The 15303-nt window shown below is 68.2% G+C and carries 12 protein-coding genes and 1 pseudogene; 12 read left to right on the forward strand and 1 reads right to left on the reverse strand.

From position 1 onward, the window contains the following. Positions 1-426 precede the first annotated feature (426 nt). The 6 genes and pseudogenes from ftsZ to ACRDPN_RS03965 all read left to right on the forward strand — a co-directional run. Positions 427-1402: pseudogene (gene ftsZ / locus ACRDPN_RS03940) on the forward strand (cell division protein FtsZ); the annotation flags it as partial. 177 nt (positions 1403-1579) lie between these two features. After that, positions 1580-2257, forward strand: a complete 678-nt coding sequence (locus tag ACRDPN_RS03945) for a polyphenol oxidase family protein (RefSeq protein ID WP_431446035.1) — start codon at positions 1580-1582, stop codon at positions 2255-2257. Beyond that, positions 2250-2957, forward strand: a complete 708-nt coding sequence (locus ACRDPN_RS03950) for a YggS family pyridoxal phosphate-dependent enzyme (RefSeq protein ID WP_431446036.1) — start codon at positions 2250-2252, stop codon at positions 2955-2957. Before ACRDPN_RS03945 ends, ACRDPN_RS03950 begins: the two co-directional genes overlap by 8 nt. Positions 2958-3014: 57 nt before the next feature. After that, entirely contained in the window at positions 3015-3539 is a 525-nt protein-coding gene (locus tag ACRDPN_RS03955) for a cell division protein SepF (protein ID WP_431446037.1), read from the forward strand. Positions 3540-3542: 3 nt separating this feature from the next. Then, positions 3543-3833, forward strand: coding sequence for a YggT family protein (locus ACRDPN_RS03960; protein WP_431446038.1), 291 nt, complete (start codon positions 3543-3545; stop codon positions 3831-3833). Between the two features lie 128 nt (positions 3834-3961). Continuing rightward, complete coding sequence (locus ACRDPN_RS03965; RefSeq protein WP_431446040.1) at positions 3962-4744, forward strand: DivIVA domain-containing protein; 783 nt, start codon at positions 3962-3964, stop codon at positions 4742-4744. 54 nt (positions 4745-4798) lie between these two features. Here the strand turns inward: ACRDPN_RS03965 and ileS are convergent, their stop codons facing one another. Continuing rightward, positions 4799-7957, reverse strand: a complete 3159-nt coding sequence (gene ileS / locus ACRDPN_RS03970; protein WP_431446041.1) for an isoleucine--tRNA ligase — start codon at positions 7955-7957, stop codon at positions 4799-4801. Positions 7958-8041: 84 nt separating this feature from the next. On the opposite strand from ileS, the gene ACRDPN_RS03975 reads away from it, so the two are divergent. The 6 genes from ACRDPN_RS03975 (at position 8042) to dnaE (ending at position 15300) form a co-directional block, all read left to right on the forward strand. After that, positions 8042-8443 carry a TraR/DksA family transcriptional regulator gene (locus tag ACRDPN_RS03975; protein ID WP_431446042.1) on the forward strand — a complete coding sequence of 134 codons (402 nt, stop codon included), beginning with the start codon at positions 8042-8044 and terminating at the stop codon, positions 8441-8443. A 38-nt stretch (positions 8444-8481) separates the two neighbouring features. Continuing rightward, positions 8482-8946, forward strand: coding sequence for a signal peptidase II (gene lspA / locus ACRDPN_RS03980; protein ID WP_431446079.1), 465 nt, complete (start codon positions 8482-8484; stop codon positions 8944-8946). Continuing rightward, positions 8943-9875, forward strand: coding sequence for an RluA family pseudouridine synthase (locus tag ACRDPN_RS03985; protein ID WP_431446043.1), 933 nt, complete (start codon positions 8943-8945; stop codon positions 9873-9875). The genes lspA and ACRDPN_RS03985 overlap by 4 nt, the downstream gene beginning before the upstream one ends. Next, positions 9875-10417, forward strand: a complete 543-nt coding sequence (locus tag ACRDPN_RS03990; protein ID WP_431446044.1) for a YbaK/EbsC family protein — start codon at positions 9875-9877, stop codon at positions 10415-10417. Before ACRDPN_RS03985 ends, ACRDPN_RS03990 begins: the two co-directional genes overlap by 1 nt. A 23-nt stretch (positions 10418-10440) precedes the next feature. After that, the gene (locus ACRDPN_RS03995) at positions 10441-11676 is read left to right on the forward strand and encodes a pyridoxal phosphate-dependent aminotransferase (RefSeq protein WP_431446045.1); all 1236 of its coding nucleotides are present in this window, start codon (positions 10441-10443) and stop codon (positions 11674-11676) included. Positions 11677-11772: 96 nt separating this feature from the next. After that, positions 11773-15300 (forward strand): DNA polymerase III subunit alpha, encoded by a 3528-nt coding sequence (dnaE, locus tag ACRDPN_RS04000; RefSeq protein ID WP_431446047.1) that lies wholly within the window; start codon positions 11773-11775, stop codon positions 15298-15300. Positions 15301-15303: the final 3 nt, after the last annotated feature.

Raw genomic sequence — 15303 nt, forward strand, 5'->3', positions numbered from 1 at the left:
ACCACGACCGAGGACACCGGAGAACCGGCGAACACAGCGCCGGGAGACACCCACGTCCAGCACACCCAGTCACACAACGGCCGACCGAGGTCACCGCTCAGCACGGCTCACGAAACATCGAGGCTAGGGGGTGTCTCTCTACTCCGGTTCGAGGGGCGCGTGGTGTCGCGCTCGGCTGGCAAGGCAGAGGAGGGAGGCGCACTGGGTTTGTGCGGCGACCGACGATAACGCTGCCAGGCGAGATGCGACGCCGCGCGAACCCGGATCGGAACAGGGAGACGCCCCCTGAGTCCGGCGTGTCGCCGCCGGAGCCGGGACGCGCGACCGTAACGTCATCTCCAACAACTACTTGACATAACTATAACCCTCCACCTCAGGGTTAGAGTTCGGGCCCAATCAGGATGCAACACAGCGAAGGGACGCACCATGGCGGTTCAGAACTACCTCGCCGTGATCAAGGTCGTCGGCATCGGCGGGGGCGGCGTCAACGCCGTCAACCGGATGATCGAGGTCGGGCTGAAGGGCGTCGAGTTCATCGCGATCAACACCGACGCGCAGGCACTCCTCATGAGCGACGCCGACGTCAAGCTCGACGTCGGTCGCGACTCCACCCGCGGCCTCGGAGCCGGGGCCAATCCCGAGATCGGCAAGCGCGCGGCCGAGGACCACGCCGAGGAGATCGAAGCGGCCATCAAGGGCGCCGACATGGTCTTCGTCACCGCTGGCGAGGGTGGCGGCACCGGAACCGGCGGCGCCCCCGTCGTGGCCCGTATCGCCCGCTCGCTGGGCGCCCTCACCATCGGCGTCGTCACCCGCCCGTTCACGTTCGAGGGGCGCAACCGCTCGAACCAGGCCGACACCGGCATCCAGGGACTGCGTGAGGAGGTCGACACACTCATCGTCATCCCCAACGACCGGCTGCTCTCGATCAGCGATCCGAACGTCAGCCTCCTCGACTCGTTCCGCCAGGCCGACCAGGTGCTGCACCAGGGCGTGTCGGGCATCACCGACCTCATCACCACCCCCGGCCTGATCAACCTCGACTTCGCGGACGTCAAGTCGGTCATGTCCGACGCCGGCTCGGCCCTCATGGGCATCGGGTCCGCACGCGGCGAGCAACGTGCCGCGGTGGCTGCCGAGATGGCGGTCTCCAGCCCGCTGCTCGAAGCCTCCATCGAGGGCGCCCGCGGGGTGCTGCTGTCGATCGCCGGCGGCTCCGACCTCGGCCTGTTCGAGATCAACGAGGCTGCCGGGCTGGTCGCGGACGCCGTGCACGAGGAAGCCAACATCATCTTCGGCGCCGTCATCGACGACGCCCTGGGCGATGAGGTGCGGGTCACCGTCATCGCCGCCGGTTTCGACGGCGGCGAACCCAAGGTGCGTGACGCCTCGCAGCCGGCCCTGCTCAAGGACACCCCGGTTGCGACACCGCCCACCGCCGAGTCGTTCCTCTCGCCCGACCCGCTGATCGACGGACCGCAACCGGTCACCGTCCCAGCCGATCCGCCGACCACCGAGTACGGCGACGACCTCGACATCCCCGACTTCCTGCGCTGAGCGGGTGGGCTAGCGTCGCGGTGTGTTCCTCCTGCGTGACGCGTGCGGCTCGATCGAGCTGGCCTTCACCGATCGCTCGATCGACCTGAGCACGGCCGCGGTCGACGACACACTCGGCGAGGTGGCTCGCGCAGCCGGGGTCGACGCCTTGGCCACCATGCACCAGGTGCATGGCAACGACGTCGTCTGGGTCGACATCGCCGGCACCCAGCCGAAGGCCGACGCCTTGCTCACCGACGTCGTCGGGCTCGGCCTGCTGGTGCGGGTCGCCGACTGCGTCCCGGTTGTCCTGGCGGTCCCTGACGAGCAGCTCGTCGGCGTCGTCCACAGCGGTCGTCAGGGACTCGTGTCCGGTGTCGTCCCGGGCGCGGTCGACGCGTTGCGCGAGCGTGGTGCCACCCGTATCGAGGCATGGGTGGGTCCGCGTGTCTGCGGCCATTGCTACGAGCTTCCCGCCGCCATGGCAGCGGCGGTGGCGGACGCGGTGCCCGAAGCCAGGTCGACCACGTCCTGGGGCACCCCGGCCGCTGACATCGGTGCCGGCGTGGTGGCCCAGCTGTCCGCTCGCGAGGTCGTGGTGCACGACGTGGGTGCCGACCTCTGCACCGTGGAGGACGAGCGCCTCTTCTCCTATCGCCGAGAGGGCGACGCCAGTGGACGCTTCGCTGCCTTCGCCGTGCTGCGGGTCGCCGATGAATGACACCGCGAGCCGTCGCCGCGACGAGCTGGCCGCCAACCTTGAGGCGATCGAGGAACGCATCGGCGCCGCGTGCGCGGACGCCGGACGCTCCCGCGCCGAGATCACCCTCATCGTCGTCGCCAAGACGTACCCCGCGTCGGATGTCGACCTGCTGGCCGAGCTCGGCATCGCAGACTTCGGCGAGAACCGCCATCCCGAGGCCCAGGACAAGTGGGCCGAGGTGACGCACCAGATCCGCCGCCACTTCGTCGGCGGGTTGCAGACGAACAAAGCCGGCGCGGTGGCGCGCTACGCCGACGTCGTGCAGAGCGTCGACCGGCTCAAGCTCGCTCGGTCCCTCTCCCGCGGGGCAGAGGCGGCCGGGCGTGAGCTCGGGTGTCTCGTGCAGGTCGGCTACGAGCAGGACGCATCACATCGATCCGGTGCCGATCCGTCAGCCGTCGTCGAGCTCTCGGACATGCTCGCTGATGATTCCCACCTGCGTCTCGACGGGGTCATGACTGTGGCGCCGCTCGGCGTCGATCCGCGTCCGGTGTTCGACGACCTCGTCGCCCTCGCCGGCCGGCTTCAGTCGGACCATCCGGGCGCCCGGGTCATCTCGGCGGGCATGAGTGAGGACTTCGAGGATGCCGTGCGGGCCGGCGCGACACACCTGCGCGTCGGCCGTTCGATCCTCGGGGAGCGGCCTGCGCTCCGGTAATGTCACAGGTGTCATTTCTGGCACGGATCGACGACGGAGACCCTCATGGCTGGCGCAATGCGAAAAGTAGGCGAGTACCTCGGCCTGGTCGAGCAGGCCGACTTCGACGACGACTACGACGACGAGCCCTCGAAGCCCGTGCCGGTCAAGCGCGAGCCCGAACGGCGCCCTGCGGTCGTCCGGCCCACAACCGTGTCGAACATCGAGGAGCACCGTCGCGGCGAGCGCCCAGACGAGCGTCGCGACTCGCGAGGCGATCCGTACAGCCGGTCGCCGCGAGCCACTGACACACCGCGCTCCGACCTCTCCCGCATCGAGAAGGTCACCCCTCGCACCTACAACGACGCGCGCACGATCGGTGAGCACTACCGCGCCGGTGTGCCGGTCATCATGAACCTCTCCGAGATCGATGACAACGACGCCAAGCGCCTGGTCGACTTCGCCGCCGGCCTAGTCTTCGCCGTGCACGGTTCGATCAACCGTGTCACCGCCAAGGTGTTCCTCCTCTCGCCGGCCGACGTGGAGGTTTCCGACGAAGATCGGCAGCGAATTGCCGCGGGCGGCTTCTACGACCAGAGTTGACGCATGCAGGTAGTCGGCAGTGTCATCCTCTTCGTCCTGTGGGTGGCCATCGTCCTCCTGCTCGCGCGCTTCGTTCTCGACTGGGTTCAGCTGCTCGCGCGCTCGTGGCGGCCCCAGGGGGCGGTAGCCGCACTGTGCGAGGCCATCTACTCGATCACGGACCCGCCGCTGCGCGCGGTCCGCGGCGTCATCCCGCCGATCCGCCTCGGTGGGGCGGCCCTCGATCTTTCCCCGATGATCTTGCTGATCGGCATCTATGTGATCCAGATCATCGTCGAACGGACGATGTTCTAGCCGTGCCGGAACGAGGGAGTGCGCCTCATCACATCAGGGACGGGGGCTAGCGTGGGCGATATGAAGAGCCACGGAGTACCGTGGGCCACTACAGAGTTTTCGACCAACCGAAATCACGAGGTGTACTCATGCCGCTGACGCCCGAGGACGTGCGCAACAAGCGCTTCACTCCGGTTCGTCTCCGCGAGGGTTACGACATGGGCGAGGTCGACCAGTTCCTCGACGAGGTCGAGGCCGAGCTCGAACGACTGACCGTCGAGAACGACGAGCTTCGCGCCAAGGTCGCCGCCGCATCGTCAGGTGAGCCGACCGGTCTGATCCCCACGCCCGTTCAAGAGCCAGCCCCACAGCCCGCCATCCAGGCGAAGCCCGAGCCGGAGCCGGAGCCCGAGCCGACGCCGGTCCCGACACCTGCGCTGTCGTCCGTGCCCCCGGCTGTCGCCACGTCGCCGACCATGGGCGACGCGTCCGTAGCCGCGGCCCGTCTGCTCGAGATCGCCTCCTCCAACGCCGACCAGCTCATGGAGCAGGCGAAGGACGAAGCCGACCGCATCGTCGGCGAGGCCCGCGCGAAGGCCGAGCGCATCTCCAACGAGTCGCGTGGCAAGGCCGATCGTCTCGAGACCGATGCCCGCATCCGCGCGCAGAAGCTCGACGACGAGACCAACGAGCGTCGTCAGCAGGCGGTGGCCACGATCGAGCGCGAGCGTTACGAGCTCCAGCGCGAGGTCGAGCACCTGCGTGCCTACGAGCGTGAGTACCGGGCGCGGCTCAAGAACTACTTCCAGAGCCAGCTCGACCAGCTCGCGGCCAACGAGAAGACGAGCTCCGAGCCGGTGCACACGCCGGCCGACGCCTCACCGCGTCGTCTCCGGTCGCTGCTCGGCGACGACGACGCCAGCTCCATCTGAGCCACGCTCTCCGGGAGAGCCGTCACCGATGGGTGGCGGCTCTTTCGTGTGCTCTCACGCCTTGGTGAGCGAGAATCGCAGCCCGAGGTCGTCGTCGCCGTGGTCGGCTGCGGACTCATCCTCAGTGAGGTCGACCGCGAGCACCTCGTCGGCGATCTCGTCGGCATGCTCGCGCAGCGCCGCGGCCACGTTCTCGACTCCGGTCCAGCGCAGGCTGATGCGGTCGGTGATCTCCAGGCCGGACGCCTTGCGCGCCTCCTGCACGGCGCGGACGATCTCGCGGGCGAGGCCGGCGCGACGCAGCTCGTCGTCGAGCTCGAGATCGAGCGCGACCGTCTCGCCCTGGTCGTTGACGACCGACCAGCCTTCACGCGGTCGTTCCGCGACGATGACGTCGTCGGGACCGAGCTCGACGGATTGACCGTCGACCTGCACGACCGCCGAGCCGGTCGAGCCCAGGGACTCGGCGAGTGCGTGGGCGTCCGCGCTGGCGATGGCGGCAGCGACCTTCGGGGTGTCCTGGGCGAACCGCTTGCCGAGGGCGCGGAAGTTTCCCTTGGCAGAGTGGTCGACGAGGTCGCCACCGGCGTTCGCCAGCGACTCCAACGATCCGATGTTGAGCTCCTCGCAGACCTGGGCGCGCAGCTCGTCACCGAGTCGTGACCAGGCCGAGGAGCCGACGAGCGCCCGGCGCAGCGGCTGGCGGGTGCGGACCTTGGCCTCGGCGCGGGCCGCCCTGCCGAGCTCGGTGACGCGACGGGCAAGGTCGACCTGCTCGGCGAGTCCGTCGACCACCAGATCGGCATCGACGTCGGGCCAGCTCGCGAGGTGCACCGATGACGGGGCGCCTGGGGTGACGGGCGCGATGACGTCCTGCCAGACGCGCTCGGCGATGAACGGCGTGAGCGGCGCCAGCAGCCGGGTCAGGACGTCGATCGTCTCGTGCAGCGTGGCGAACGCCGCGACGTCGCCGCGCCAGAACCGGCGTCGGCTTCGCCGGACATACCAGTTGGAGAGGTCGTCGACGAACCGGGCGATGCGGGCGCCGGCGTCCTGGGTGTCGAACCGCTCGAGCGCCGCCGTGACGCCGCCGACGAGCGTGTTCAGCTCCGAGAGGAGCCAGCGGTCGAGCACCTCGCGCTCGGCGACCGGGGGCACGCTTGCCTCGTCGATCGGCGACCACCCCTCCGAGCGGGCATAGAGGACGTGGAACGCGACGGTGTTCCAGTACGTGAGGAGCACCTTGCGGACGATCTCCGAGAGCGCGTTGTGGCCGATGCGGCGGGCCGACAACGGTGATCCGGAGCAGGCCATGAACCAGCGCAGAGCATCGGCGCCGTGCTCGTCCATGAGGGGCATCGGCAGCAGGATGTTGCCGAGGTGCTTGCTCATCTTGCGGCCGTCCTCGGCCAGGATGTGGCCGAGGCACACCACCGACTCGTACGAGCTGCGGTCGAACACCAGGGTTCCGACCGCCATGAGCGAGTAGAACCACCCGCGGGTCTGGTCGATGGCCTCGCAGATGTACTGCGCCGGGTAGGCGCGCTCGAACTTTTCGACCGAGCCGGGTGCGTGCGGGTAGCCCCACTGCGCGAATGGCATGGCGCCGGAGTCGAACCAGGCGTCGATGACCTCCGGCACCCGACGGTAGGTGCCGGGCTCACCGTCGACCTCGAACGTGACCTCGTCGATGAACGGGCGGTGCGGATCGAGGTCTGAGAGGTCGCGACCGGTGAGCTCGGCGAGCCTCGCGAGGGAGTCGACGCAGATCATCCGTGACGGATCTTCGTCGTTGCGCCAGATGGGGAGCGGCGTTCCCCAGTAACGGTTGCGCGACAGCGCCCAGTCGATGTTGTTGTTCAGCCAGTCGCCGTAGCGTCCGTGCTTGATGGTGCCGGGATACCAGTCGGTCGCCTCGTTCTGCGCCAGCAGCTCGTCCTTGACGAGGGTCGTTCGGATGTACCAGGCCGGCAACGCGTAGTACATGAGTGGCGTGTGGCATCGCCAGCAGTGCGGGTAGGAGTGCTCGAATGGCTCCTGGTGGAACAGCAGTTCGCGCTGGGTGAGGTCGGTGAGCAGTGCGTCGTTGGCATCGCGGAAGAACGCGCCGCCGACGAGATCGAGTCCCTCCTCGAAATGACCCGCCTCGTCGATCGGGTTGACCATCGCGATGCCGTTGCGCCGCACCGACGCGAAGTCGTCCTCACCGAATGCAGGCGACTGGTGCACGAGGCCGGTGCCATCGGTCGTGGTGACGTAGTCCTCGGTGACCACGAAGTGCGCCTCCGGTGCCGGCCACTCGACGATCTCGAAGGGCCGCTCGTACGTCCAGCCGACCATGTCGGCCCCGGTGAAGGTGTCCCCGATCGTCCAGCCGTCTCCGAGTGCGGACTCGACGAGTGCCTCGGCGACCACGAGCGTCTCGGTGCCGTTGGTGGCGGTGACGTAGCTGACGTCCTCCTTGGCGGCCACGAGGGCGTTGGAGACCAGCGTCCAGGGTGTGGTGGTCCAGATGAGCAATGACACACCCCCCGCGTACGGGCCGGAGGTGAGGGGGAGCCGGACGTAGATGGACGGGTCGGTGATGGTCTCGTAGCCCTGCGCGAGCTCGTGGTCGGACAGCGTGGTGCCGCAGCGCGGGCAGTAGGGGGCGACCCGGAAGTCCTCGACCAGCAGGCCCTTGTCGAAGATCTGCGACAGCCCCCACCAGACGCTCTCGACGTAGGCCGGGTCCATCGTGCGATAGGGATCGGACATGTCGGTCCAATAGCCCATGCGGTCGGTCATGCCCTCCCAGGCATCGACGTGGCGCATGACCGACTCGCGGCACTTGTCGTTGAACTCGGCGATGCCGAAGACCTCGATGTCGGGCTTGCCGTTGAAACCGAGCTCCTTCTCGACCGCGATCTCGACCGGGAGCCCGTGGCAGTCCCACCCGGCCTTTCGCTCGACGTGGAATCCCTGCATCGTCTTGAAGCGCGGGAAGACGTCCTTGAAGGTCCGCGCCTCGACGTGGTGGGTCCCGGGCATGCCGTTGGCGGTCGGTGGACCCTCGTAGAACGTCCAGCGTGGTGCGTCCTCGGTGGCCTTCAGCGTCGCCTCGAACGTGCCTTGCTCGGCCCACATCTGCATGACCTCCCGCTCGAGCTGGGGGAGGTCCACATGAGCCGGGACGGGTCGGTATTCAGGCCGCGAGGCATCGGTCGAGGTCACACGCGGAAGTCTACGGCGGTACCAGTTTGTGCCTTCGGCGCGGGAGAGTTGCCAATCGTCTATCCGCGGGTCTACTGTCCCGGCATGCCAAAGACCACCCTGGCCGTGCGCGCGGACGAGAAACCCTGGACCGCCGCAGAGAAGAAGGCCGTTCGTGCGGAGCTGGAGGAGGACCTCGTCCGGCTGCGCAAAGAACTCGATCTATCCGCGAAGGAGCTGCAGGATCTCCTGCGTGACGGCGTCGACGGAGCGGGTAACGACCAGGCCGACGTCGGCTCCACCAGCCTCGAGCGCGACGCTGAGATGTCGCTCGCCGCGAACCAGCGCGAGCTCCTGCTGCAGACCGAGAAGGCGCTCGCACGCCTCGACAACGGCACCTACGGGCACTGCGAGTCGTGCGGCGAACCCATCGGCAAGGGACGCCTCATGGCCTTCCCCCGCGCGACGCTGTGCATGACGTGCAAGCAGCGCGAGGAGCGTCGCTGAGTTCCGAATCCGGCCAGGTCCGCGCCTCCGGCGCAGCGGTGGGTCTGTTCGGGTTGGTCGCCGTGTCGGTCTGGGCCCTCGACCAGGTCACCAAGGTCGCGGCCGTCGCCTGGCTCGATCCCGGCGAGTCGGTCGTCCTCGTCCCGAACGTCCTCTGGCTGACGCTCACCCGCAACGCCGGCGCCGCGTTCAGCACCGGAACCGGCTTCACGTTGCTGCTCAGCCTCGTGGCCCTCGTCGTCTGTGTCGTCGTCGTCAGGCTCGCCTCGAAGCTGCGCGACCGCGTCTGGGCACTCGGCCTCGGCCTGCTGCTCGGTGGGGCCCTCGGCAACCTCACCGACCGCATTCTGCGTGAACCCGGGCCGTTGCGTGGCCACGTCGTCGACTTCCTGCACCTGACCCACTGGCCGGTCTTCAACGTGGCCGACATCGCCCTGACGTTCGCTGCGATCACCATCATCCTGCGAACCTGGCGCGGGGTCGCCCTGGACGGTTCGCGATGAGCGGGCTCGACCACAAGGTGTTGTCCGTCCCGGAGGGGCTGGCCGGGGAGCGGGTCGACATCGCCCTGGCCCGGCTGCTCGGCCTGTCGCGCACGCGGGCGAGCGAGCTCGTGGCCGACGGACTGGTCATGCTCGACGGCCACCCGCCGCAGAAGTCGGAACGAGTCCACCCCGGCTCGATCATCGAGGCGTCCATTCCCGCGCCACGCGCCGTCGCGGTCGTGGCCGAGCGGGTCGAGGGAATGGACATCGTGTTCCAGGACGACGACATCGTGGTCGTCGACAAGCCGGTCGGGATCGCCGCTCATCCGAGCGTGGGGTGGACCGGCCCGACGGTCCTGGGTGGCCTGGCGGCCAGCGGGATCCGGATCTCGACGTCGGGAGCGGGCGAACGCCAGGGTGTCGTCCAACGACTCGACGTCGGCACCAGCGGCCTGATGACCATCGCGAAGTCCGAGCACGCATACACGGTTCTCAAGCAGGCGTTCCGCACCCGGTCGGTCGACAAGACGTACCACGCGCTCGTGCAGGGCCATCCCGATCCGCACACCGGAACCATTGATGCGCCGATCGCCCGTCACCCCAAGCACGACTTCAAGTTCACAGTGCGCGCCGACGGTCGGTCGAGCATCACCCACTACGACACGCTCGAGGCGCACCACTACGCGAGCCTGCTCGTCATCAAGCTCGAGACCGGCCGCACCCACCAGATCCGCGTGCACATGAGCGCGCTCAAGCACCCGTGCGTCGGCGACCTGCAGTACGGCGCCGACCCCACGTTGGCCGACCGGCTCGGCCTGGAGCGTCAGTGGCTGCACGCGGTCCACCTGGGCTTCGAGCACCCGAGAACGGGGGAGTGGGTGGAGTTCGAGTCGCCATACCCCGACGACCTCCAGCACGCGCTCGACGCGGTGCGCGGCCTCGACTGATGGGGACCTTCACCGTCGGACGGCTCACCTCGGTGCCGGTCGGCTCGGCTCCCGAGCTTGTCGGTGCGCCCACGCTGGCCGCGCTCGAGCGGCTGAGCCTGCTCGACGCAGTCGGCGTGGTGGAGATCGATCCCGAGCTCTCCGACACCGCGCTCAACCAGGAGGCCTACGGGCTGCCGCCGGAGACTCTCGCCAACTGCGTGGTCGTCGCCGGGAAGCGGGAGGGCGTCGAACGGGTCGCGGCCTGCATGGTGCTCGCCACGACGCGCGCCGACGTCAACAACGTCGTGCGTCGCCGGCTCGACGTCCGCAAGGCGACGTTCCTCGCGCGTGATGACGCGGTCGAGCGCACCGGCATGGAGTACGGCGGCATCACCCCGATCGGGCTCCCGGACGACTGGCGCGTCCTCGTCGACGCCGCCGTCGCGGGCGCGTCGGTGCTGGTCATCGGCTCGGGCGTCCGCCGCTCCAAGCTCCTGCTCCCGGGCTCCGTGCTCGCCGCCCTCCCGATCGCCGAGACCGTGGAGTCGCTCGGCCGCTGAGGACGGTCTGGGAGAATGCGGGCATGTCCTCGACCGAGCGCCAGGCAGTTCGACAGTCTGGGAAGCTGCGCGATGTCCTGTACGACATCCGCGGACCAGTCAGCGCGCGAGCCGCCGCCCTGGAGGCCGAAGGCCACCGGATCCTCAAGCTGAACATCGGCAACCCCGCGCCGTTCGGGTTCGACGCACCTGCCGAGATCCTGCAGGACGTCATCGCCGGACTGCCCACCGCGCAGGGCTACTCCGACTCGCGCGGCATCCAGTCCGCGCGTCGTGCCATCGTGCACCACTACCAGCTGCAGGACGGCTTCCCGTCGATCGAGATCGACGACGTCTGGCTGGGCAACGGTGTCTCCGAGCTCATCTCGCTCGCGCTGCAGGCGCTGCTCGACAACGGCGACGAGGTGCTCATCCCGATCCCCGACTACCCGCTGTGGACCGCCGTCACCAACCTCGCCGGCGGCGTCCCCGTGCACTACCGCTGCGACGAGTCCAGCGACTGGAATCCGGACCTCGACGACCTCGAGTCCAAGATCACCGACCGCACCAAGGTGATCGTCGTCATCAACCCGAACAACCCCACCGGCGCGGTCTACTCGCGGGAGACACTCGTCGGCATCGCCGATCTCGCCCGCCGGCACGGCCTCGTGCTGATGGCCGACGAGATCTACGACAAGGTCCTGTACGACGACGCCGAGCATGTGCCGCTGGCGAGCGTGGCCGAGGACGTCTTGACGCTGACGTTCAACGGACTGTCGAAGGCCTACCGAGTCTGCGGCTATCGGGCCGGGTGGGTGGTCGTCACCGGGCCGCTGGAGAATGCGCGCGACTACCTCGAGGGCATCACGCTGCTGGCGTCGATGCGGCTGTGCCCGAACGTGCCCGCGCAGAACGCCATCCAGGTGGCGCTCGGCGGCTACCAGAGCATCAAGGAGCTGATCCTCCCCGGCGGACGCCTGCTGGAGCAGCGCGACACCGCGGTGGCCGAGCTGCGCAAGATCCCGGGCATCAGCGTCGTCGAGCCCAAGGGCGCGCTGTACGTGTTCCCGCGGCTCGACCCGGAGGTCTACCCGATCAGGGACGACCAGCAGCTCGTGCTCGATCTGTTGCTGAGCGAGAAGATCCTGCTCACCCAGGGCACGGGCTTCAACTGGCCCGATCCGGACCACCTGCGCATCGTCACGCTGCCGTGGGCGCGCGACCTCGCCGAGGCCATCCAGCGCCTCGGCACGTTCCTCAGCACCTACCGGCAGGCGTGAGATACAGCGCGTCTCCGCCATCACGTCAGGGCCCTCGATTAGGCTGAAAGTCCCCAGTCACTCCTTCCCCCCGATCGCCTGAGGAGGCCCCGCGTCGTGTCGAGCGATTCGTCCTTCGTGCACCTGCACGTGCACACCGAATACTCGATGCTCGACGGCGCCGCGCTGCTCGACCCGCTATTCGATCGCACCGCCGAGCTGGGCATGCCGGCCATCGCGATGACCGACCACGGCAACGTCCACGGCGCCTACGGCTTCTACGCGAAAGCGCGCGAGGTGGGGGTCAAGCCGATCATCGGCATGGAGGCCTATCTCACGCCCGACACCCACCGCAGTGAGAAGAAGCGGGTGCAGTGGAACAAGGGCGGCGACGACGACGTCTCCGGTGGTGGCGCCTTCACCCACATGACGCTGCTCGCCGAGACCACCGAGGGCATGCACAACCTGTTCCGGCTGTCGTCGCGCTCCAGCCTCGAGGGCTACTACTACAAGCCGCGTGCCGACCGTGAGCTGCTGCACGAGTACTCCCGGGGCCTGATCGGCACCACCGGCTGCCCGTCCGGTGAGATCCAGACCTGGCTGCGCATCGGCAGCTACGAGAAGGCGCGGGCGTCCGCGGCTGAGTTCCAGGACATCTTCGGCAAGGAGAACTTCTACCTCGAGCTGATGGACCATGGTCTCGACATCGAGACCCGCGTCCGCGACGGCCTGCTGCGGCTCCGCACAGACCTCGACCTCCCGGTCATCGCCACCAACGACTCGCACTACGTGCACGCCAACGACCGCGAGGCCCACGACGCCCTGCTGTGCGTCGGCCTCGGCACCACCATCTCCGACCCGAAGCGGATGAAGTTCGAGGGCGACGGCTACTACATCAAGTCCGCCGAGGAAATGCGCTCGCTCTGGGAGGACAAGCACGACCTCAAGGAGGCGTGCGACAATACGCTACTCATCGCCGAGCGGTGCCAGGTCGAGTTCGCCGAGTCCAACGGTGGCTACATGGCACGCGCCGATGTGCCGGCCGGCCACACCGAGGAGTCCTGGTTCGTCGAGGAGGTCTGGCGTGGCGTCGAGGCCCGATACGGCCCCCCGCTCTCCGACGAGGTGCGTGACCGTACCGAGATGGAGCTGCAGGTTATCCGCGACAAGGGCTACTGCGGCTACTACCTGGTCGTGGCCGACTTCATCAACTGGGCCAAGGACCGCGACATCCGCGTCGGGCCCGGCCGAGGCTCCGGTGCCGGTTCCATCGCTGCGTATGCGCTCCGCATCACCGACCTCTGCCCGCTGCAGCACGGCCTGATCTTCGAGCGGTTCCTCAACCCCGAGCGCCCGTCCATGCCCGACTTCGACATCGACTTCGACGAGCGTCGGCGGGCCGAGGTCATCCAGTACGTCAGCAACAAGTACGGCTCGGAGCGAGTCGCGATGATCGCCACGTTCGGACGTCTCAAGTCCAAGGCCGCCATCAAGGACGCCAACCGCGTCCTCGACTACCCGTTCTCGACCGGCGAGCGCATCACCAAGGCCCTGCCGGCCGACGTCATGGGCAAGGGTGTCGCGTTGAAGGATCTCTTCGACTCCGCCCACAAGCGCTACAGCGACGGCAAGGACTTCCGCGAGCTGCACGAGAACGACGTCGAGGTCCGCAAGATCTACGATACCGCCGTGGGTCTCGAGGGCCAGATCCGCCAATGGGGCGTGCACGCCGCCGGCGTGATCATGAGCAGCGAGCCGCTGCTCGACATCGTGCCGATCATGAAGCGCGAGCAGGACGGCGCGATCATCACGCAGTTCGACTACCCGATGTGCGAGGCGCTCGGGCTGGTCAAGATGGACTTCCTCGGGCTGCGCAACCTCACGGTGCTCGACGACGCCGTCGACAACATCAAGGCCAACCGCGACCTCGACCTGGTGCTCGAAGAGCTCCCGTACGACGACGCCGATACGTACGCGCTGCTCGGACGTGGGGACACTCTCGGCGTCTTCCAGCTCGACGGTGGGCCGATGCGGCAGCTGCTGCGCGCCATGCAGCCCGACAACTTCGAGGACATCTCCGCCGTCATCGCCCTGTACCGTCCCGGGCCGATGGGCGCCGACAGCCACACCAACTACGCCAAGCGCAAGACCGGCAAGCAGGAGATCAAGCCAATCCATCCCGAGCTCGCCGAGCCGCTGGAGAAGATCCTGGGCACCACGTACGGCCTGATCGTCTACCAGGAGCAGGTCATGCAGATCGCGCAGGACCTCGCCGGGTTCACGCTCGGACAGGCCGACAACCTGCGTCGGGCGATGGGCAAGAAGAAGGCCGAGGTCCTGCAGAAGGAGTACGTGCCGTTCTCCGAGGGCATGGCGGCGCACGGCTACTCCGACCCGGCCACCAAGGCGTTGTGGGACACCTTGGTCCCGTTCGCCGACTACGCGTTCAACAAGGCGCACTCGGCTTCGTACGGTGTGCTGTCGTACTGGACGGCCTACCTCAAGGCGCACTACCCGGCCGAGTTCATGGCGGCGCTGCTCACGAGCGTCAAGGGCGACAAGGACAAGTCGGCCATCTACCTCAACGAGTGTCGTCGCCTGGGCATCCAGGTCCTGCCGCCCGACGTCAACGAGTCGTCGGCCAACTTCACCTCCGTCGGCGACGACATCAGATTCGGGCTGTCGGCCATCCGCAACGTCGGCGACAACGTCGTGGCCGGCGTCGTGGCCGGACGCGAGGAGGGCGGCGCGTACACCGACTTCACCGACTTCCTCGACAAGGTGCCCACCCACGTGTGCAACAAGCGGGTCCTCGACTCGCTCATCAAGGCCGGTGCCTTCGACTCACTCGGCCATCAGCGCCGTGCCCTCACGACCATCGCCGAGGACGCCGTCGACCAGTACATCGACCTCAAGCGCAACGCCGCCATCGGCCAGGACTCGCTGTTCGGCGGCCTCGACGACGCGTTCACCGGGGTCTCCGTCACGGTCCCGACGATGCCGGAGTGGGAGAAGACCCAGCTGCTCGCGTTCGAGCGCGACATGCTGGGGCTGTACGTCTCCGACCACCCGCTGCTCGGACTCGAGCACGTCCTCCGCGCCAGCAGCGACTGCACGATCGGCCAGCTGCTGTCCGACGCCGAGAGGTCCGACGGCAGCACGGTGCGGCTCTGCGGGCTCATCACCGGCGTCCAGCGCAAGCTCAGCCGCAAGGGCGACACCTGGGCCACGGTCACGGTCGAGGATCTCGAAGGTGCGCTCGACGTGCTGGTGTTCCCGGCGGCCTACCAGCTCGCCGCACCAGCCCTCGCGCCCGACACCGTCGTGGTCATCAAGGGTCGGCTTCGCCGTGGCGACGACGGCCTCGACGTCACCGCGCTCGAGGTCACCATGCCCGCGATGAGCGCTGGAGCGGCCGATGCCCCGATCGTCGTCAGCCTGCCGGTCGCCCGCTGCACGAGCGACACCGTCGGCAAGTTCAAGCAGGTGCTTGCTGCCCATCCGGGCGTCACCGAGGTTCATCTCCGTCTGGTCGGCAACGACGGCACGAAGGCGATGCGACTCGACGACTCGCTGCGGGTCAAGCCTTCGTCGGCTCTCATCGCCGACCTCAAGGAGCTGCTGGGGCCCCATTGTCTGTCGTGAACC

The organism is Aeromicrobium sp. (assembly GCF_050700635.1).
Classification (GTDB): domain Bacteria; phylum Actinomycetota; class Actinomycetes; order Propionibacteriales; family Nocardioidaceae; genus Aeromicrobium.